A 20,645-nucleotide genomic window follows, 5' to 3' on the forward strand; every position below is an offset into this window, starting at 1 on the left:
AAAAAAGCGGGATTCGTCCCGCTTTTTCTTTATGGATAAAATTTTAATCTAGCGCATCGCACACGGGATGCATTTTTGATACACTACTAATGGATACATATAATATAAAGAAACAAGGTAATAGAGAGGAGCTCGATAGTATGGAGCAAACAAAAAAAGTTTACACATTAGATTGGGCAGGCCGTGAATTACAGGTTGAGGTCGGCCAATTGGCAAAACAAGCAAACGGAGCAGCATTGATCCGTTATGGCGATACAGCAGTTCTTTCCACTGCAACCGCTTCAAAAACTCCGAAACCACTGGACTTCTTTCCACTGACAGTTAACTACGAAGAGCGTCTTTACGCTGTCGGCAAAATTCCAGGCGGATTCATCAAACGTGAAGGACGTCCTTCTGAAAAAGCGACGTTAACAAGCCGCTTGATTGACCGTCCAATCCGTCCATTATTCCCGGATGGCTTCCGTAATGAAGTACAAGTTATTTCAATGGTTATGTCAGTTGATCAGGATTGCCCATCAGAAATGGCTGCCATGTTCGGTTCTTCATTGGCCTTGATGATTTCTGATATTCCATTCGGCGGTCCAATTGCTGGAGTAATCGTTGGCTTGATCGATGGACAATACATCATCAACCCAACAAATGACCAACTTGATAAGAGTTCGATCAACTTGACGGTTGCCGGTACAAAAGAGGCCATCAATATGGTAGAAGCAGGAGCGAAAGAAGTTTCTGAAGAAATCATTTTGGAAGCGATTATGTTCGGGCACGAAGAAATCAAGAAATTGATTGCATTCCAAGAACAAATTGCTGCAGAAGTCGGCAAAGACAAAACCGACATCCAGCTTTATGAATTGGATGCAGAATTGACAAGCTCACTTAAAGAAGCGGTAGAAGCAGATTTGAATGCGGCTGTCCAAATCAATGAAAAACAAGCGCGCAATGAAGCGATTGATGAAGTTAAAGCCCGCGCAATGGCATCATATGAAGAATCGGACGATGCAGTGAAAAAACAAGCTGGCCAAATTCTTGATAAAATGGTCAAAGATGAAGTTCGCCGTTTGATTACGGACGAAAAAATCCGTCCGGATGGCCGTGGACCTTCTGAAATCCGTCCATTGTCTTCTGAAGTCGGTATTTTAAACCGTACACACGGTTCTGGCTTGTTCACACGTGGACAAACACAGGCAATGAGCATTTGTACGCTAGGCGCTTTAGGTGATGTTCAAATCATCGATGGCCTTGGCATTGAAGATACCAAACGCTTTATGCATCATTACAACTTCCCATTGTTCTCAGTCGGTGAAACCGGATTCCTTCGTGGACCTGGCCGCCGCGAAATTGGACACGGGGCACTTGGAGAACGTGCGCTTGAAGCGGTCATTCCAAACGAAAAAGATTTCCCATACACGATCCGTCTAGTAGCAGAAGTATTGGAATCAAATGGTTCCACTTCACAGGCAAGCATCTGTGCGTCAACGCTTGCTATGATGGATGCTGGTGTTCCATTGTCAGCTCCAGTAGCAGGTATCGCGATGGGTCTAGTTAAAAAAGGCGATAACTATACCGTGTTGTCTGATATCCAAGGCATGGAAGATTACCTTGGCGACATGGACTTTAAAGTGGCGGGTACTGCTAAAGGCATTACGGCTCTTCAAATGGACATTAAGATCGATGGTCTTTCTCGTGAAATTTTGGAAGAAGCATTGGCTCAGGCTCAAATCGGCCGTATCCACATTCTGGAATCGATGTTGGCAACGATTGCTGAACCAAGAACCACTCTTTCTAAGTTCGCACCTAAAATCATCATGGTGAAGATCAACCCTGACAAGATCCGCGACGTTATCGGACCTGGCGGTAAAGTGATCAACAAAATCATTGATGAAACAGGCGTTAAGATTGATACAGAACAAGACGGCACCATCTTCATTTCCTCGGTTGACGAAGAAATGAATGCGAAAGCGAAAGCGATGATTGAAAACATCGTGCGTGAAGCAAAAGTCGGCGAATACTACGAAGGCAAAGTAAAACGAATTGAGAAGTTTGGTGCATTCGTAGAATTGTTCCCGGGCAAAGATGGCCTCCTCCACATTTCTGAAATCCAAGAAGAACGGACAAAAGAAGTGGAAGATGTTCTGAAAATGGATCAAGTTCTTCAAGTCAAAGTAATTGAAATTGACCGCCAGGGACGTGTAAACTTATCACGTAAGATTGTATTAAAAGAACAAAAAGAATCAGCAGAAAAACAAAACCAAGAATAATCAACCATTCAAATTGCCGACTTTGTCGGCAATTTTTTACTATGAGGAGGAACATGCACATGGTGACTACAAAGACTTGCAAAAATGGATTGCGCATCGTTTCTGAACATATTCCCCATTTTCATTCGGTAGCGGTAGGAGTTTTTGTCAACAACGGCTCCCGCGATGAACTGCCGGAAGAAAACGGCATTACGCATTTTATCGAACATATGCTGTTCAAAGGAACAGATCTGCGCACAGCAAAAGAAATTGCCCGGGAATTTGACCGCATTGGCGGGGACATCAATGCCTATACGTCAAAAGAATACACCTGCTACTACGCCAAGGTGCTGGACCACCACGCTGAACATGCCGTGTCTGTATTGGCGGATATGCTGTTTCATTCGCAAATGGACCCTGTGGAGTTCGATAAGGAACGTCAAGTAATTCTTGAGGAAATCAGCATGACCGAAGATATGCCGGATGACGACGTACACGAGCAGCTATGGCGCGTCATGTATCCGCAAAATTCAATCGGTGCTCCGATACTTGGAACTGCTGAAACACTGGCCACCTTCACGCCAGAGAAAATTCGCGATTACATGGATCGGCATTACACACCGGCTAATACCGTTGTTTCGGTAGCAGGCAATATTACACCTGCTTTGCTGGAGACGATTGAAAGGTTATTCGGTGCTTTTGAAAGGAAAGAAGATCCTAAAAAATACGAGTTGCCTGTTTTTACACCTGGCTATTCGTTGAAAAACAAAGAGACGGAACAAGGCCATCTGTGCCTTGGATTTCCAGGATTATCGTTAAGCGATCCCGATATATACAACATTACTGTGTTAAACAATATTATCGGCGGCTCGATGTCTTCCAGGCTGTTTCAGGAGATTCGAGAACAGCGTGGATTGGCTTATTCAATCTTCTCTTATCATTCGGCTTATTCCGATCATGGAACTTTGGCGATATACGGAGGCACTTCAGATGAGCAAATGGCTGAAATGCAGCAAGTAATCTTGAGTTTGCTGAAAGAATTGAAAAATGGCGGGATTACACAGCAAGAAATCACTGACTCGAAAGAACAGCTGAAAGGCAGTTTGATGCTGGGGCTCGAAAGCACCAGTGCCCGCATGAGCCGAAATGGCAGACATGAATTGCTGTTAGGCAAGCACCAAACATACGAAGAAGTGCTTGAGCAGATTGATCTTGTGTCACTTGAAAAAGTTTTATCTTTGCTGGATATCCTGGTAAACTCTCCTGCCATTTCCATTATACGTCCAAAAGAAGCTCTCTTAGTTTAAGGGAGCTTTTTTGTGATTTCGTTTCTCTAGCAGACTAAATTATGTTACAATAATTCAAATCATCATTGAAGGAGCGAATATTGTGAAAACATATAACGTAGCGATTATGGGTGCCACCGGAGCAGTGGGCCAGCAAATGAAAGAACAATTGGAAAAAAGAAATTTTCCGGTAAAAGATATAGTTTTCTTGTCTTCGAGCCGTTCAGCTGGAAAAGAAATCAGCTTTAAAGGCCATACACATACAGTACAGGAAGCAAAGCCGGAATCCTTTGAAGGCATTGACATTGCGCTGTTCAGCGCTGGCGGCAGCGTGTCAGAGAAGTTTGCACCAGAAGCTGTTAAACGCGGAGCAATTGTTATCGACAACACCAGCGCTTTCCGGATGGACAAAGAAGTGCCGCTTGTCGTGCCTGAAGTGAACAAAAGTGATCTCTCTCTACATAAAGGCATTATCGCCAATCCAAACTGTTCGACCATTCAGATGGTTTGTGCCTTGCAGCCCTTGAAAGAACAGTTTGGCATGACCAAAATTGTCGTTTCTACTTATCAAGCCGTTTCAGGAGCGGGCATTGACGCCATTAATGAGCTGAGAGCCCAATCGGCTGATTTTGACAACGCCAAAACGGCGCAAGCAAATATGCTGCCGGTTAAATCGGCTGAGCATCATTACCCGATTGCATTTAATGCCATTCCGCAAATCGATCAGTTTACTGACAACGGCTACACATTTGAAGAAATGAAAATGATCAATGAAACCAAGAAAATCATGCATGACGATTCCTTGGCTGTCGCAGCTACATGTGTGCGGCTGCCGGTAGTTACAGGGCATTCAGAATCGGTATATGTTGAGCTTAAAGGCGCAGCAACTGTTGAACAGATCAAACAGGCAATGGTCGATGCACCAGGCGTTGAATTGATGGACGATCCATCAAACCAAGTGTACCCAATGCCATTGATGGCTGCAGGGCTGGACGAGGTATTTGTCGGACGCATTCGCCAGGATTTGGACAACCCGAACGGCTTCCATCTTTGGGTGGTTTCAGACAACTTGGTCAAAGGGGCCGCTTTGAATTCGGTGCAAATTGCAGAAGCGTTAATCGAAGAAAACATCATTTAAATCACAACAGCAATCGTTTCACGAAACCGGCCATTGCGCCGGTTTATTTTTTTCTTTGGACTGTTTCAGGGGATTCCCGTATAATGAAGTTTATGGATGTGTACGGGTGAATTTTAGGAGGAAATAAATTGAGTAAAATTAAAAATGAAGTAATACGAGTTATCCCTTTGGGCGGCGTCGGCGAAATCGGCAAAGCCATGTACGTAATTGAAATTGATGAAGATTTGTTTGTTGTGGACAGCGGATTGATGTTCCCGGAAGATGAAATGCTGGGCGTTGACATCGTCATTCCCGACATGACTTTTTTGGAAGAAAACAAAGACCGCGTTAAAGGCGTTTTCTTGACGCATGGCCATGAGGACGCAATCGGTTCTATCGCTTATTTGCTGAAGAAAATCCAGGCTCCGGTTTATGGATCGAAATTGACCATTGCATTAGCCAAAGAACATATTAAAGAGCAAGGCTCTTTAAAACACGTGAAGTTTTTTGAAGTAACCAACAAAAGCCGCATGAATTTTGATAAAACGCATGTGACGTTTTTCCATACGACACACAGCATTCCTGACGCACTTGGCATTGTCTTCCACACATCAGAAGGCGCCATTGTGCACACGGGCGAATTTAAATTCGATCAATCAGCTAAAGGCAGCTACCGACCGGATATTGCCAAAATGGCGAAATTAGGGGAAGACGGCGTTCTTATGTTGTTGTCGGACTCCACTGAAGCGGAACGCCCTGGCTACACGACTTCTGAAATTGTCGTTGCTGATCATATTTTGTCAGCATTTCTCGCTGCAGAAGGCCGGGTACTAGTATCGCTGTATTCATCAAACTTTATCCGCATCCAGCAAGTATTTGATATTGCAGCAGCGACGGGCAAAAAAGTTGCTGTAGCAGGCAGAAGCTTGGAAAGCAGCTACGAAGTGGGCTTGCGTCTTGGTTATTTGACGGTCCATGAAGATACTGTCATTTCCTTGAAAGACCTGGAAAACTACCGCGATGACGAAGTGGTTATTATCGTCACCGGCAACCAGGGAGAGCCGCTGGAAGCATTGGACAAAATGGTCCGCAAACAGCACAAAGATGTTAAAATTAAAGAAACTGATACCATATTAATTACATTCACACCATCACCCGGTATGGAAGTTCCTATGTTCCAAACAATGAACAAACTGGCAAAAGCCGGTGCAAACGTTTTGACTGCCAGCAAAAAAGTCCACGTATCTGGACACGGCAGCCAGGAAGACTTAAAAATGATGTTGAATATGATGAAACCCAAGTATTTCATTCCCATCCAGGGTGAATACAAAATGCTGATTGCCCACTCTAAATTGGCACAGCAAGTAGGACTGCACAAGTCTGAAATCTTTATAGCCGATAAAGGCGATATCGTGGAATACAAAGGCGGCAAAGTGCGCATGAGCGGCCGTGTTCCTGCTGGCAATGTATTGATTGATGGCATTGGCATCGGTGATGTCGGAAATATCGTTCTGCGTGACCGCAAATTGCTGTCACAAGACGGAATTTTTATCGTTGTGGTAACATTAAACCGCAAAGAGAAGAAAATTGCTTCCGGTCCGGAAATGATTTCACGCGGTTTTGTCTATGTCCGTGAATCAGAAGAGCTGATGGACGAATCGACAAGACTTGTCCGCAAAGTCGTTGAAAAATACGTTACAAGAGACGCGTTTGAGTGGAATAACATCAAACAGGAAATTCGCGATACATTGAATTCATACCTGTTCCAGCAGACAAAACGCCGTCCAATGATTATCCCGATTATTATGGAATACTAAGAGAAAAAGAAAAAGGATTTCCATACCGAGTCATTCGGAGGAAATCCTTTTTCGATTATGGAGGAAATGAGGAATAGCGATGACCAGGGCTCGAACAACCACAAAAGCAAAACCCAAAACTAGACCGAAAGCTAAACCAAAAGCAAAGCCAAGAAACAAAAAACGGCAGCCGATGCCAATGATCGCTTATGAAATGATCGGCTTGGTGCTGCTGGGAATATCCGTATTGATGGTGTTCCAATTAGGAGTAATCGGCAAAATGTTCTTCAACATGGCGGAATTTATGGCGGGCTATATGGCTTTCCTTATTCCGGTGGCACTTGTTTACGTCGCTGTCTACGTAATGGTTAAGCGCTCATGGCCGAAGCCAAGGGTGAAAATAGCAGTAGGATCGGCATTTGTTCTGATTAGCATTCTGCTGATTTGTCACCTAATCTGGGCTGCAGGCACTATATTGCCAATTACATCAGGCAATGTTGTGTCCGAAACCATCCGCAATACACAAATGACTGGAACGATTTGGAACAGTTATTTGGCTACTGGAGGCGGAATCATCGGTGCTTTGTTATACGCAATGTTGCATGTGCTGTTTGATACTGCAGGCACGTGGGTGGTGGCGATCATCCTGCTATCGATTGGCGCAATTATTTTAACAGGAAAAGCAGCTGCACCTTTTATTGCTGAAAAGATTCCAAGTGCCCGCCCAGCAATTGATGCGTTCGTAAGTCGCTTCCAGCGGGACAAGCCGAAGAAATTAAGGGCTCCCCGCAAAAAGTCGGAGCCGGAGCAAGTGTTGGAAATTAACGAATCTTTAGCTTATGAGGAAGAAGAAGAGGAAGAAGACCTCTTGTACCGTCCGAAGCAGGAAGAACCGATCATTTCAGCATTTACTGAAAACGTTAAACCCAAACAAACGGAAACTCCGCCAGCACCTGCGCCAGAAGCAACCATAGAACCAGAAACTGGAGAAATCCAATTGCTGTCGACTGCAGAAGAGCTGGAAAATGAAGAATACCAGCTGCCGCCGCTCAGCCTATTGACCTTGCCGCCGCATCATGATCAAAGCGGCGAGTATTCCGGCATCCAGAAAAATGCTAAAAAACTTGAAAAAACGTTCCAAAGCTTTGGTGTTCGTGCTAAAGTGACCCAAGTCCATCTGGGTCCAGCGGTCACCAAATACGAAGTATTGCCGGACACCGGTGTGAAAGTAAGCAAAATTGTCAGCTTGCACGACGATTTGGCATTGGCATTAGCGGCTCGCGATATCCGTATCGAAGCGCCGATTCCTGGGAAATCTGCTATTGGCATCGAAGTGCCAAACTCGGAAGTATCAATCGTCAGTCTGCGCGAAGTGCTGGAATCGGAAGAAAACAATCGTCCGGATGCTAAGCTGTTATTTGCTCTAGGCCGAGACGTGACTGGCCAAGCGGTAATGACAGAGTTAAACAAAATGCCGCATTTACTGGTTGCTGGTTCCACTGGAAGCGGAAAATCGGTGTGCATCAATGGCATTATCACGAGCATTATCATGCGCGCAAAACCGCATGAAGTGAAAATGATGATGATTGATCCAAAAATGGTGGAACTGAACGTCTACAACGGCATTCCGCATCTATTGGCACCGGTTGTAACAGATCCGCGCAAAGCGGCACAAGCATTGAAAAAAATCGTTTCAGAAATGGAAAGAAGATACGAACTCTTTTCGCATACCGGTACGCGCAATATCGAAGGCTATAACGAGTACGTTCGTATTTTCAACGAAGAAAATGAAGACAAGCATCCCAAATTGCCATTTATCGTAGTCATTGTCGATGAGTTGGCGGATTTGATGATGGTGGCTTCAAACGAAGTGGAAGATGCCATCACGCGTTTGGCTCAAATGGCGCGTGCAGCAGGCATCCACTTGATCATCGCCACACAGCGTCCAAGTGTCAACGTCATCACAGGTGTTATCAAAGCAAACATTCCATCCCGTATCGCCTTTGCCGTTTCATCCTCTATTGATTCGCGGACAATCCTGGATATGGGCGGTGCCGAAAAATTGCTGGGCCGTGGAGATATGTTGTTCCTCGGAGCTGGCCAATCAAAACCGGTTCGTGTCCAAGGCGCGTTCCTATCCGATTCGGAAGTCGAAAAAATTGTCGATTTTGTTATTGAACAGCAAAAAGCACAATACCAAGAAGACATGATTCCGACTGAAATTGATGAGTCAAAAATTGATGAAGAAACAGATGAAATCTACGATGAAGCTGTACAGCTTGTCACCGAAATGCAGACAGCATCCGTTTCCATGCTGCAGCGCAGGTTCCGTGTTGGCTATTCGCGCGCTGCCCGGATTATTGATCAAATGGAGCAGCGAGGAGTCGTTGGGCCTTATGAAGGCAGTAAGCCACGGACCGTATTAGTTCCAAAGCAGGAAGAATACTGAACTTTTGGAGATTCTTTATGACAAAGTAATTAAACGTTTTTAAGATGTCAAAGCGAAAATTCGCTAAATTCGACAAATTACTATTTATTTCATTTCTAATAAGTGGTATAGTAATTTTGATTAGTAGGAATGTTTTACATCAGATGTCTGATCTCTGTCATGGGTGGTGAATCGTATGACAATTAAATCGGATCATCGCGCTTTGTATCTTCAAGTGATCGATCGAATGAAACAGGATATTGCGGCGGGCGTCTACAAAGAAAAAGAGAAGTTGCCGTCCGAATTCGAGCTATCGAAAACACTGGGAGTCAGCCGTGCGACTTTACGAGAAGCGCTTCGGCTGTTGGAAGAAGATAATATTATCGTCAGACGTCACGGAGTCGGAACTTTTGTCAATTCAAAGCCATTATTTTCGTCAGGCATTGAACAATTGACTAGTGTTTCTGACATGATCCGTCAGGCGGGAATGGAACCGGGTGCCATTTACTTGAGCACTTCGGAAAGCCTTTCCTCTGAAGAGGATATAAAACGCTTTCATTGCACTGGCGATGATACTATTATTACTATTGAACGTGTCCGTACGGCGAACGGAGATCCTGTCGTTTATTGCATCGACAAGGTGCCTTCGACTTATTTGCCTGCAGATTTTTTAGGACGCACCGAAAGTTCCATTTTTACAGCGATTGAAGAATCGGGAGATATTCATATATCCTATGCGGTGACATTTATCGATCCGACCGGGTATCATGAAGAAGTTTCGCCAATCCTGGAATGTGAACCGGAAACAGCATTACTAGTATTAAAACAGCTCCATTACGATGAAGACGATCGCTTGGTGCTTTATTCAAAGAATTATTTCAGAGCTGACAAGTTCAGCTTTCATGTGGTTCGCAAACGCGTGTAAAACATCAAATTCCTGCTAATATCAAAAAACCTTGGGGGTTATTACATTGACAAAACGTAAATTTGGTCTAGGTTTATCATTAATGCTTGCTGCTGGTACAATGCTTGCTGCTTGCGGAAGCGAAGAAGATACGTCAACTGGTGAAACTGGCGGAGGAGAAGAAGGCACAGAAGAAGCTGCTGATTTCTCAGTTGCCATGGTTACAGATGTTGGCGGTGTGGATGATAAATCCTTCAACCAATCTGCTTGGGAAGGCATCCAGCAATTTGGTGAAGAAAATGGCCTTGAAAAAGGCGATGGCGGCTTTGATTACCTTCAATCTGCATCAGATGCGGATTACAACACCAACTTGAACAACTTGATCCGTCGTGACTTTGATGTCGTTTATGGCATTGGTTTCTTGATGGAAGGCGCTGTAGCTGAAATTGCTGAACAACAGCCTGAAGCTCAAATCGCAATCATTGATGCAGTAGTAGATGCTCCAAACGTTGCGAGTGTTTTGTTCAAAGAGCAAGAAGGAGCATTCCTTGCGGGTGTTGCAGCAGCTCTAATGACAGAAACCGATAAAATCGGATTTGTTGGCGGGATGGAAATTCCGGTAATCGAGCGTTTTGAAGCAGGATTCCTTGAAGGTGTTGCAACTGTTAACGATGCGATTGAAGTCGATGTACAATACACAGGGGCTTTTGATAAAGCGGAATTGGGTAAAACAACTGCGAACCGTATGTACTCTGCAGGAGCTGATATTATTTTCCATGCTGCTGGTGGTACAGGAAACGGCGTATTCACTGAAGCAAAAGAACGTAAAGAAGCAGATCCAGAAGCAAACGTTTGGGTTATCGGCGTAGATGCTGACCAATACGATGAAGGCCAAACTGGCGATGCTAACGTAACATTGACTTCAGTATTGAAACGTGTTGATTCGGCTGTAATTAATATTTCAGAGCAGGCAATGGCTGGGGAATTCCCAGGCGGCGAAACAATCACTTATGGTTTGTCCGATGAAGGTGTTGGCCTTGCAGATTCACGTGGAGCAATTCCTGAAGATGTAATGACACAGATTGAAGATTACCAGCAACAAGTGATCGATGGCGACATCGTAGTTCCAGATACTTTAGAGTAAAAATGAATTAGCAGCACGGTCATCATAAAGACCGGTCCAACCGGTCTTTATGATTTTTTTTGCCTATAAAAGTTGAAGATTAATAGATGAAAGGTTTCTGGAACCGGAAGCCTTTCCTGTATTAATTAATTAATTTAGTTCCAACAAGATAGTAGTTTCGGGGGAGTGACAACAGTGGAGTATGTAATCGAAATGCTGAATATCCGCAAAGAGTTCGGTACCTTTGTCGCCAATGACAATATTACGCTGCAACTGCAAAAAGGGGAAATTCACGCATTGTTAGGGGAAAACGGAGCCGGTAAATCAACTTTGATGAACGTCCTGTTCGGTTTGTACCAACCGGAAGGCGGAGAAATTCGTGTTCGAGGAAAAAAAGTCGACATTGCCAATCCAAACATTGCCAATGATCTCGGCATTGGAATGGTTCACCAGCATTTTATGCTGGTTGAAAATTTTTCTGTTACCGAAAACATCATTTTAGGAAGTGAGCCAACCAAATACGGCATTACCAATAAAAAAGATGCGGCAAAAAAAGTTCAAGCTCTTTCTGAGCAATACGGCTTGAATGTCGATCCTTATGCAATCATCGAGGACATATCTGTTGGTATGCAGCAGCGTGTGGAAATATTGAAAACTTTGTACCGCGGTGCTGAGATTTTGATTTTTGATGAGCCGACCGCTTCCTTGACGCCGCAGGAAATCACGGAATTGGTTCAAATCATGAAACGATTGATTGCTGAAGGCAAGTCCATTATTTTGATCACACACAAATTAAAAGAGATTATGGACGTTTCCGACCGTGTAACTGTTATCCGCAAAGGCCAGGGAATCGGCACAGTCATTACGGCCGAAACCAATCCCAATGACTTGGCTTCCTTAATGGTTGGTCGCCAAGTAGAATTCACCACCGTTAAAGGCCAGGCATTCCCAGGCGAAGAAATTTTGGATATCAAAGATTTGGTAGTCCAGGATTATCGTGGAGTAGAGAAAGTAAAAAGCTTGAATTTGAATGTCCGCAAAGGTGAAATTGTCGGAATTGCGGGAATCGATGGAAATGGCCAGTCTGAATTGATCGAAGCCATTACAGGTCTTCGGAAAGTGAAGAGTGGGACTATCTTCATTAATGGCAAAGATGTTACCAATATGAAGCCAAGAAAAGTTACGGAATCTGGAGTTGGACACATTCCTCAGGATCGACACAAGCACGGGTTGGTATTGGATTTCCCAATTGGACATAACATTTCGCTTCAGACATATTACACAAAGCCGATTTCCAAATCAGGTATTATTGATTACAACAAAATTAATGACAAAGCACTTCAAATTATTAAAGATTTTGATGTTCGGACACAAGGCCCGGCTGAGCTGGCCCGATCGTTATCCGGAGGAAATCAGCAAAAGGCCATCATTGGCCGTGAAGTGGACCGCAATCCAGATCTATTGATCGCGGCTCTGCCAACTCGTGGTTTGGATGTTGGCGCGATAGAGTTTATTCATAGCCGGTTAATTGAACAGCGCGACAACGGCAAAGCAGTTTTGCTGATTTCTTTTGAGCTGGATGAAGTGATGAATGTCTCAGACCGCATTGCCGTTATTCACGATGGGGAAATTGTCGACATCGTGACACCGGAAAGCACGAGCGAGCAGGAATTAGGATTATTGATGGCCGGTCATACCAGCCACAAGAAAACCCAGGATTTGACGAAGAAAGGTGAGGATCAGCATGTCGAATAGAATGACCAATCTCCTGGTCCCGATCATCTCTGTTATTTTGGGACTGTTGGTAGGTGCGGTGATCATGCTGGTCAGTGGCTATAGCCCACTGGAAGGCTATGCTGCTCTTTGGAACGGTATTTTCGGAGATATGTATACAATCGGTGAAACAATCCGCCAAATCACACCTTATTTATTGGCCGGTCTTGCGGTCGCTTTTGCGTTTCGCTCAGGACTTTTCAATATCGGTGTGGAAGGTCAATTGATTGTTGGCTGGTTTGCTGCAGCTTATGTAGGGGTCGCTGTGGAATTGCCAAAAATCATTCATTTGCCGTTGGCTATCATAGCGGCAGCGGTGGCTGGCGCATTATGGGGCTTTGTACCGGGCCTCTTAAAAGCGAAGTTCCATGTCCATGAAGTAATTGTAACGATCATGATGAACTATATCGCATTGCACGTAACAAACGCTTTGATCCGTACAGTTTCTGACGGGGGAGATCGGACAGAAAGCATTTTTGCCAGTGCATCTCTGCGTTCAGAGTTTCTCGAAAACCTGACGGAATTTTCAAGGCTGCATCTCGGCATTGTCCTTGCTTTGATTATGGTCGGTGTCATGTGGTTTATCCTTGAGAAAACAACACTCGGCTTTGAGCTGAAAGCTGTTGGCTTTAATAAAAACGCTTCTCAATACTCAGGCATGAATGTTAACAAAAATATCATTTTGGCAATGGTCATTTCTGGTGCTTTTGCCGGATTGGCTGGAGCAATGGAAGCACTTGGGACGTTTGAATACGTATCGTCCAAAGGCGGCTTTACGGGTATTGGATTTGATGGAATCGCCGTTGCCTTGCTTGGGATGAATACGCCGCTTGGTGTCATCTTTGGTGCTACGCTGTTCGGTTCCTTAAAATATGGGGCATTGAATATGCCGAATGCTGCGGGCATTCCGATTGAAATTGTTGAAATCGTTATCGCAGTTATCATCTTTTTTGTAGCTTCGGGCTACATCATTCGCTTGCTGCTGCTCCGTGCGTCAGCTAAGAAGAAGGAGGCGAAGTAACATGAGTTTCCTTGACGTTCTATACTTCATCGTTCCTTCGGCAATTTTCTATGCAGCACCGCTTATTTTAGTCGCAATTGGCGGCGTGTTCTCGGAAAAATCCGGGGTCGTCAACATTGGTCTTGAAGGACTGATGGTCATTGGTGCATTTGTTGGGATCTTGTTCAACTTATTGTATGCTGATACATTTGGTGCAGCGACACCTTGGATTTCCTTGATCGCAGCGATGGTAGCTGCATTGCTGTTGTCCTTACTGCATGCGGTTGCGTCTATCTCGTTCCGTGCGGATCAAGTTGTATCAGGGGTTGCCATCAACTTGTTGGCTGTTGCATTGTCTCTCTATTTGGTAAAACGGATTTTTGATAAAGGGCAGACAGACTTTATCACAGAGCGTTTTGCTCGCTATAATGTTCCATTTTTATCAGACATTCCAGTAATTGGACCGTTATTCTTTACATCTGTTTACAATACGTCGTTCTTTGCGATTGCCGTTGCCTTCGTGGCATGGTTTGTTATTTATAAGACGCCGTTTGGCCTGCGCCTGCGGGCTGTTGGGGAACACCCAATGGCTGCTGATACAATGGGTGTCAACGTTGCAAGAATGCGCTATGTTGCCGTTATGATTTCAGGGGCGTTAGCGGGAATTGGTGGTGCGATTTATGCACAAACCATTACTAATGACTTCGGTCATGCTACGATCAATGGCCAGGGCTTCATGGCACTGGCAGCGATGATTTTTGGGAAATGGCATCCACTGGGCGCTATGGGAGCTGCTTTATTCTTCGGATTTGCACAATCTTTGAGTATTGTCGGGTCCTCGATTCCAATCATCCAAGAAATTCCGAACGTCTTCCTATTAATACTGCCGTATGTATTGACGATCTTTGCGCTTGCCGGATTTATCGGCCGTGCCAATGCACCGTTGGCAAACGGAAAACCATATATTAAAGGACAACGATAAGCTATACGAAAGAGCCGTCACAGCGACGGCTCTTTTCATTTTCTAGGGCAGTTGCGGCAGGACGTCGCGCTCTTAGGTTAGCTTCGGTATTTAGCCGCTTTCGCTTTTCTTGCTGTCCAGCTTCGGTGCCCAGTCCCTCGAGGTCGCTTCGGACTTGCTGATAATGGCAAAAAGCGCCATTACCTGCAAGTCCTCCAGCGCTTGTCGGGACTAAAACGGGCACCTCCGCTTTTCTTTATTTGCAATTAACGGAAAAGGTTCGGTATAGTTAGAACATGAACGACGAGAGGGGATTTCAAATGTTTGAAACAATTAACATTGCTAAAGGCGTTAATGTGCACGTCAATGAGACAACACAATTTAAAACTATAAATTTTTCGATCAAGTTCAAAGATAAACTGACCAATGAAAAAGCATCTGCCCGGTCAATTTTGGCAAATGTGCTGCAGCACAGCAACGAGGTCTATCCTTCCCATACGGCACTTCGCATGGTGTTGGACGATCTTTACGGAACATCTCTTTACATAGATTCTTCAAAACGCGGCAACGAACATGTGGTGACCTTGAATGTTGAAACGGTCAACGATCAGTATCTATCTGAAAAAGGCGTTCTCGAAAAAGTATTAAACTTGATGTACATTGTCTTGTTTAAGCCCAACTTTGAGCACGGACTTTTCAAAGAGTCTATTTTCCTGCGTGAAAAAAATGCCATTGTGCAGCGAATTGAATCTGTATTCGATGAAAAAACACGCTATGCACAGCAGCGGATGATGGAATTGGCATTGCCGAATCATCCGGCATCGATCACGTCTAATGGGACGATCCAAGATGTGGAGAACGTTACCAACGAACAGCTGGTTGCGGAATACAAAGAAATGGTCGCTGAAAACGAAATTGAAATTTACGCAGTAGGCGATGTGAAGCCCGAAATGATTGCTTCGCATATTCGTGAATTCTTCCATTTTAAAGATCGTGAAAGCGCAGTTGAAGTGCCGCCATTGGAATTGGTCAAGCCTGAGCAGTCACGCGTGTTGGAATACGAAGACATGAAACAAGGCAAGCTTCACATGGCATTCTTTACGCCAATCACATTCCGTGATGAGAAATTTCCAGTCATGCAGCTCATGAATGGCGTTTTTGGCGGTTACGCGCATTCCAAATTGTTTGTGAACATACGCGAAAAAGAGAGTATGGCTTATTATGTATCGAGTTCTTTTTCTTCACAATTCGGTTTGATGTTTGTATTGGCCGGCATTGATTCAAAGCTGGAAGAAAAAGCGGTGAAGTTGGTTCTCGAGCAATTGGAAGAAGTCAAAAAAGGAAATATTTCGGATGTGGAATTGGATCAAACAAAAGCTTTATTGATCAATCAATTAAAAGAAGGGCTCGATTCGGCTCGCGGCCAAATTGAGATTTACGATCAATACATGGAGTTAACGGATCGATTTGAACCAGAATTTATGATTAACAGATGGAAGAATGTGACAAAAGAAGACATTGCTGCTGTAGCCCAGCATCTTTCGTTGGAAATGACATACTTCTTATCAGGCAAGGAGGATGAACAGAATGCATAAAGTTGAATTTGATCAATTAGAAGAAACACTTTTTCACGAAAAACTGGACAATGGCTTGAATGTGTACATTCTTCCTAAAAAAGGATTTTCTAAAACCTTTGCTACGTTCACGACCAAATACGGTTCAATCGACAATCATTTTGTGCCACAGGGTGGAACAGAACCCATTAAAGTACCGGATGGCATTGCTCATTTTCTAGAGCACAAAATGTTCGAAAAAGAAGAAGGGGACGTTTTTCAGGAGTTCAGCAAGCAAGGTGCTTCAGCAAATGCCTTTACTTCATTCACACGAACTGCCTATCTTTTTTCGGCAACCGGTGAAATCGATGCAAACGTTAAAACTTTATTGAACTTCGTCCAAACGCCTTATTTTACCGAAAAAACCGTTGAAAAAGAAAAAGGCATCATTGCGCAGGAAATTACCATGTACGACGACCAGCCGGATTGGCGCCTGTATTTTGGGATCATTGAGAACCTTTACGAAAACCATCCCGTAAAAATTGATATTGCTGGGACGGTAGAATCGATTCAAGATATTACGGCAGAGCATTTGTATACGTGCTACAACACTTTTTATCATCCCTCAAACATGGTTTTGTTCGTAGTCGGCAATGTCGATCCCGAACAAATGATGAAGTTGGTGAAAGAAGACCAGGCGCAGCGAACTTTTGCGGAACCGACAGAAATCAAGCGCATTTATCCGGAAGAACCGAAAGAAGTGGCCATTAAGGAACGCGTATTGGAAATGAGCGTACAAAAACCAAAAGTCTTTTTCGGCATCAAACCAGAAAAATTGGATCTGATTGGACCTGATATGCTGAAGCATGAACTGGCTGCTCAATTGGCTTATGAATTGTTGTTCGGACGGACTTCTGATTTTTATCACCATGCCTATGAAAACGATTGGATCGACGAATCGTATTCGTTTGACTATTCATTGGAAAATGGATTTGGCTATGCCTTGATCGGCTCTGATACGCACAAGCCGGACATCCTGATTAAGGAAATCAAACACACATTGAAGAACGCTGTGGAAAAATGGCCTTTCGGTCAAGAAGATCTTGACCGCGTGCGTCGCAAAAAAATCGGTTTTTTCCTGAGAGCATTGAATTCACCAGAATACATTGCCAACCAATTTACGCATTATGCATTCAATGAAATGAACTTGTTCGATGTGGTTCCGGTACTGGAAAGCTTGGAAGTTTCAGACCTTCAAAATGCTTTTGCTTTGGTCAGCCATGAATCTCAGCATTCGGTCTTCACCATCATGCCGGCAAAAAAGGACGAACAGTGAAACGGTTTGCGGTCCTGTTAGGAGCATCTGGCGAAATTGGCGAAAGCATTGCGCTCCAGTTGGCAGAAAGTGGCTGGTCGCTTTACTTGCACGGGAACAGCCGGCCGACAGATGTGTTGGCCCAGCAATTGGCTGAGAAATATACTGGACAGGAATTCATTTCTGTCCAGGCCGATTTTAGGGATGCAGATGGAGCCCAACAACTGGCAAAAAACATTTATGATGCCAGTTGCGTTATTGTGGCAAGCGGCCAATCATTAGTGAAAATGCTGATTGACACGACAGATGAAGACATGGAGGCATTGTGGCGGGTTCATGTGAAAAATCCGATTTCGGTCATACAGCTGATTTCTCCATTTTTCCGCCGCCATGACAAATCGTATGTGGTCTTTATTTCTTCTATTTGGGGAGAGACAGGGGCTTCCATGGAAACCATGTATTCAGCTGTCAAAGGTTCGCAGCTGGCGTTTGTGAAAGCCTATGCCAAAGAAATGGCTCCTTCTGGAACGCGTGTTAATGCGGTTGCACCTGGATTTATCCAAACAAAAATGAATGCCACCTTTACGGCAGAAGAACTTGGGGAGATTGAAGAAGAGATTCCACTCGGTCTCGGTTCGCCTCAGGACGTGGCAAATGCTGTCGATTATCTTGTCAGCGGCAAAGCGGATTATATGACGGGGCAAACGCTGCGCATTAACGGTGGATGGCTGATGTAATGTTGTTCAGTTGCTCTTTCATGTAACTAAATGCCCCTTTTCCTGTTGAGGCAAATCAGCTATTATATGAACTATAGATCTCTTTGGAGAAAGGTCGGGTATGGCATGAAAGAATGGTATTTTGAATACGAAATTCAAGTGAACCGTCCAGGTCTGCTTGGCGATATTGCTTCTCTTTTAGGGATGCTGCGCGTCAATATTGTGACGATCAATGGGGTGGACCAGGGCCGTCGCGGCATGCTGCTGCGGGCAGAACACGATGTCCAGTTGGAGCGTTTCGAACAGATTTTGTCGACCATTGAAACCATTGCTGTGACAAAGTTCCGTGAACCCAAGCTACGGGATATATTGGCAGTGCGGCACGGCCGATATATTCAACGGGATGCTGATGACCGCAAAACGTTCCGGTTTGTGCGCGATGAGTTGGGGCTGTTGGTCGATTTCATGGCCGAAATTTTCAAACAGGAAGGCCATAAACTGGTCGGCCTGAGAGGAATGCCCCGAGTCGGAAAAACCGAGTCGATCGTGGCTGCCAGTGTCAGCGCCAATAAAAAATGGATTTTCCTGTCTTCCACTATGATTAAGCAAACAGTACGCAATCAGTTGATGGGCGATGAGCACAATGCGAACAATATCTTTATTCTGGATGGTATTGTCACGCGCCGATCTGCGGATGAACGCCATATGCAGCTGGTACGTGAAATGATGCGGATGCCAACGATTAAAGTAGTCGAACATCCGGATAAATTTGTTGAACAGTCCGAATACAGCATCGACGATTTTGATTATATTATTGAACTGCGCCATCATCCAGATGAAAAAATAACCTATGAAGTGTTGGAGAAAAATACCTTTATGGACGAAAAATCACAAGGGGATATGTTTGGGGACGGATTCAACTTCTAAGTAGGCAGGTGATCGATTTGAGTGAGTTGGGTACTCGGCTAAAACAAGCCAGAATCGCCAAAGGATATAGCTTGGAAGATTTGCAAGACTTGACTAAGATACAAAAGCGTTATTTGGCGGGTATAGAAGATGGCAATTACAGCATGATGCCCGGTACATTTTATGTGCGTGCATTTATTAAGCAATACGCAGCAGCAGTTGGGCTGAATGGCGAGGAACTGCTAAACCAGCATCAAGTGGAAATGCCAGCCAAGGAACCAGCGGCACAGCAGAAAATGCCGACTTCTCTAACATCCAGAAGCCAGTCTGTTGCGAGAACAGCTCCAAGTGCGCCTTATGCCGAATACATGCCAAAAATTTTGGTGGCTGTGTTTATTGTTCTGATTCTTGCGGTGCTTTGGTATTTCTACAGCGCCTCAACAAACGTCAGCTCACCAACTCTTCCAGATGACCAAGGCAACGTGACTTCTTACGAGGAGCCAGCTCCTGGGGAAGCGGAAGAACCAGCAGCGGAAGAACCGGCACCGGAGTCTGCAGCAGAGCCTGCAGAACCTGAAGCCGTTTTGGCGGTTGAAGAAACTGAAGGCGAAACCACGACCTATTCGTGGCAGGGGCCGGATGAGCGGCAGCTGGAAATAGCAGCGAATGGACCATCTTGGATTGCCGCAACTGACCAGAACCAAAACGAACTGACTTCCAGAGCGCGCGTCATGCAAGCCGAAGAAACAGAAACACTGGATTTATCAGAAGTGGAATCTGTCCGGTTGCGCATTGGCGACTATTCAAATATTGCATTATCATTAAACGGTGAGCCGATTGAGTATGAACAACAACTTCAACCCCAAAATATCGTTATTCAATTTACAGACGCCGAATAGCCATCTTTGGATGGCTATTTTTCATGAAAGTTCGAAAGGAGAAACAACAATGAACATACCAAATCAGATTACCATTTCGAGAATTTTGTTGATTCCGGTTTTTATGGTGATCATGCTAGCCGGTTTTGACTGGGGCACCATGACGCTTTTTGGAGCGGAAATGCCTGTCACTCATTTTGTCGGAGGACTTATTTTTATTTTTGCATCATTAACCGATTGGGTGGACGGCTTTTATGCACGTAAATACAATTTGGTCACGACGTTCGGCAAGTTTTTGGATCCGTTAGCAGACAAACTTCTAGTATCCGCTGCTTTGATTATTTTAGTGGAGCTAGGTTTTGCAGCTTCGTGGATCGTGATCATCATCATCAGCCGTGAATTTGCGGTCACTGGGTTGCGTCTGGTACTTGCAGGCGAAGGTGAAGTGGTGGCTGCAGGCGGATTGGGAAAAATCAAAACAACTGCACAGATTTTGGCGATTTCTGCCTTGCTGCTGCATAATACAATTTTCACGTTGATCGGTTTGCCGTTTGACCAAATCATGCTTTACATTGCTTTGATTTTCACAGTTTGGTCTGGCTGGGATTACTTTTATGCCAACCGCCGTGCATTAATGACTTCAAAATAAGCA

The 20,645-nt window shown here is 44.5% G+C and carries 16 protein-coding genes; all 16 read left to right on the forward strand.

Going from position 1 to position 20,645, the window contains the following annotated elements:
• The first annotated feature begins 140 nt into the window (after window positions 1-140).
• The 16 genes from pnp to pgsA all read left to right on the forward strand — a co-directional run bounded on the left by pnp (window position 141) and on the right by pgsA (window position 20,642).
• Complete coding sequence (pnp, locus tag AC4EHK_RS06335; RefSeq protein WP_490977961.1) at window positions 141-2,258, forward strand: polyribonucleotide nucleotidyltransferase; 2,118 nt, start codon at window positions 141-143, stop codon at window positions 2,256-2,258.
• Window positions 2,259-2,317: 59 nt separating this feature from the next.
• Complete coding sequence (locus AC4EHK_RS06340) at window positions 2,318-3,544, forward strand: M16 family metallopeptidase (protein ID WP_490977962.1); 1,227 nt, start codon at window positions 2,318-2,320, stop codon at window positions 3,542-3,544.
• 79 nt (window positions 3,545-3,623) lie between these two features.
• The gene (locus tag AC4EHK_RS06345; RefSeq protein ID WP_490978933.1) at window positions 3,624-4,661 is read left to right on the forward strand and encodes an aspartate-semialdehyde dehydrogenase; all 1,038 of its coding nucleotides are present in this window, start codon (window positions 3,624-3,626) and stop codon (window positions 4,659-4,661) included.
• Window positions 4,662-4,789: 128 nt separating this feature from the next.
• Window positions 4,790-6,457 carry a ribonuclease J gene (locus tag AC4EHK_RS06350; RefSeq protein ID WP_490977963.1) on the forward strand — a complete coding sequence of 556 codons (1,668 nt, stop codon included), beginning with the start codon at window positions 4,790-4,792 and terminating at the stop codon, window positions 6,455-6,457.
• 79 nt (window positions 6,458-6,536) lie between these two features.
• Entirely contained in the window at window positions 6,537-8,885 is a 2,349-nt protein-coding gene (locus tag AC4EHK_RS06355; protein ID WP_490977964.1) for an FtsK/SpoIIIE family DNA translocase, read from the forward strand.
• Between the two features lie 175 nt (window positions 8,886-9,060).
• Window positions 9,061-9,789, forward strand: a complete 729-nt coding sequence (locus AC4EHK_RS06360; protein ID WP_490977965.1) for a GntR family transcriptional regulator — start codon at window positions 9,061-9,063, stop codon at window positions 9,787-9,789.
• A gap of 46 nt (window positions 9,790-9,835) precedes the next feature.
• Entirely contained in the window at window positions 9,836-10,912 is a 1,077-nt protein-coding gene (locus tag AC4EHK_RS06365; RefSeq protein ID WP_490977966.1) for a BMP family lipoprotein, read from the forward strand.
• A 174-nt stretch (window positions 10,913-11,086) separates the two neighbouring features.
• Window positions 11,087-12,646, forward strand: a complete 1,560-nt coding sequence (locus AC4EHK_RS06370) for an ABC transporter ATP-binding protein (protein WP_490977967.1) — start codon at window positions 11,087-11,089, stop codon at window positions 12,644-12,646.
• Window positions 12,636-13,685: an ABC transporter permease gene (locus AC4EHK_RS06375; RefSeq protein WP_490977968.1), complete on the forward strand. Its 1,050-nt coding sequence runs from the start codon at window positions 12,636-12,638 to the stop codon at window positions 13,683-13,685. Before AC4EHK_RS06370 ends, AC4EHK_RS06375 begins: the two co-directional genes overlap by 11 nt.
• A gap of 1 nt (window position 13,686) precedes the next feature.
• A complete protein-coding gene (locus tag AC4EHK_RS06380; RefSeq protein ID WP_490977969.1) occupies window positions 13,687-14,646 on the forward strand; it encodes an ABC transporter permease in 960 nt (319 codons plus the stop codon).
• Window positions 14,647-14,945: 299 nt separating this feature from the next.
• Window positions 14,946-16,220, forward strand: coding sequence for an EF-P 5-aminopentanol modification-associated protein YfmF (gene yfmF / locus AC4EHK_RS06385; protein WP_490977970.1), 1,275 nt, complete (start codon window positions 14,946-14,948; stop codon window positions 16,218-16,220).
• Entirely contained in the window at window positions 16,213-17,514 is a 1,302-nt protein-coding gene (yfmH, locus tag AC4EHK_RS06390) for an EF-P 5-aminopentanol modification-associated protein YfmH (RefSeq protein WP_490977971.1), read from the forward strand. The genes yfmF and yfmH overlap by 8 nt, the downstream gene beginning before the upstream one ends.
• On the forward strand, window positions 17,511-18,230 hold the full coding sequence (gene ymfI, locus AC4EHK_RS06395; RefSeq protein ID WP_490977972.1) for an elongation factor P 5-aminopentanone reductase: 720 nt from the start codon (window positions 17,511-17,513) through the stop codon (window positions 18,228-18,230). Before yfmH ends, ymfI begins: the two co-directional genes overlap by 4 nt.
• A gap of 105 nt (window positions 18,231-18,335) precedes the next feature.
• Entirely contained in the window at window positions 18,336-19,136 is an 801-nt protein-coding gene (locus AC4EHK_RS06400) for a YmfK family protein (protein WP_490977973.1), read from the forward strand.
• 17 nt (window positions 19,137-19,153) lie between these two features.
• The gene (locus tag AC4EHK_RS06405) at window positions 19,154-20,014 is read left to right on the forward strand and encodes a helix-turn-helix domain-containing protein (protein ID WP_490977974.1); all 861 of its coding nucleotides are present in this window, start codon (window positions 19,154-19,156) and stop codon (window positions 20,012-20,014) included.
• 49 nt (window positions 20,015-20,063) lie between these two features.
• The gene (gene pgsA / locus AC4EHK_RS06410) at window positions 20,064-20,642 is read left to right on the forward strand and encodes a CDP-diacylglycerol--glycerol-3-phosphate 3-phosphatidyltransferase (protein ID WP_490977975.1); all 579 of its coding nucleotides are present in this window, start codon (window positions 20,064-20,066) and stop codon (window positions 20,640-20,642) included.
• Window positions 20,643-20,645: the final 3 nt, after the last annotated feature.

It is taken from the genome of Planococcus sp. TJ-307 (assembly GCF_058268435.1).

Bases quoted from the DNA above. Each gene is read 5' to 3' on its own strand.
- AC4EHK_RS06400 (WP_490977973.1), top strand. From the start codon at position 18,336: ATGAAAGAATGGTATTTTGAATACGAAATTCAAGTGAACCGTCCAGGT.
- yfmH (WP_490977971.1), top strand. From the start codon at position 16,213: ATGCATAAAGTTGAATTTGATCAATTAGAAGAAACACTTTTTCACGAA.
- yfmF (WP_490977970.1), top strand. From the start codon at position 14,946: ATGTTTGAAACAATTAACATTGCTAAAGGCGTTAATGTGCACGTCAAT.
- AC4EHK_RS06360 (WP_490977965.1), top strand. From the start codon at position 9,061: ATGACAATTAAATCGGATCATCGCGCTTTGTATCTTCAAGTGATCGAT.
- AC4EHK_RS06380 (WP_490977969.1), top strand. From the start codon at position 13,687: ATGAGTTTCCTTGACGTTCTATACTTCATCGTTCCTTCGGCAATTTTC.
- pnp (WP_490977961.1), top strand. From the start codon at position 141: ATGGAGCAAACAAAAAAAGTTTACACATTAGATTGGGCAGGCCGTGAA.
- AC4EHK_RS06355 (WP_490977964.1), top strand. From the start codon at position 6,537: ATGACCAGGGCTCGAACAACCACAAAAGCAAAACCCAAAACTAGACCG.
- AC4EHK_RS06340 (WP_490977962.1), top strand. From the start codon at position 2,318: ATGGTGACTACAAAGACTTGCAAAAATGGATTGCGCATCGTTTCTGAA.
- AC4EHK_RS06375 (WP_490977968.1), top strand. From the start codon at position 12,636: ATGTCGAATAGAATGACCAATCTCCTGGTCCCGATCATCTCTGTTATT.
- pgsA (WP_490977975.1), top strand. From the start codon at position 20,064: ATGAACATACCAAATCAGATTACCATTTCGAGAATTTTGTTGATTCCG.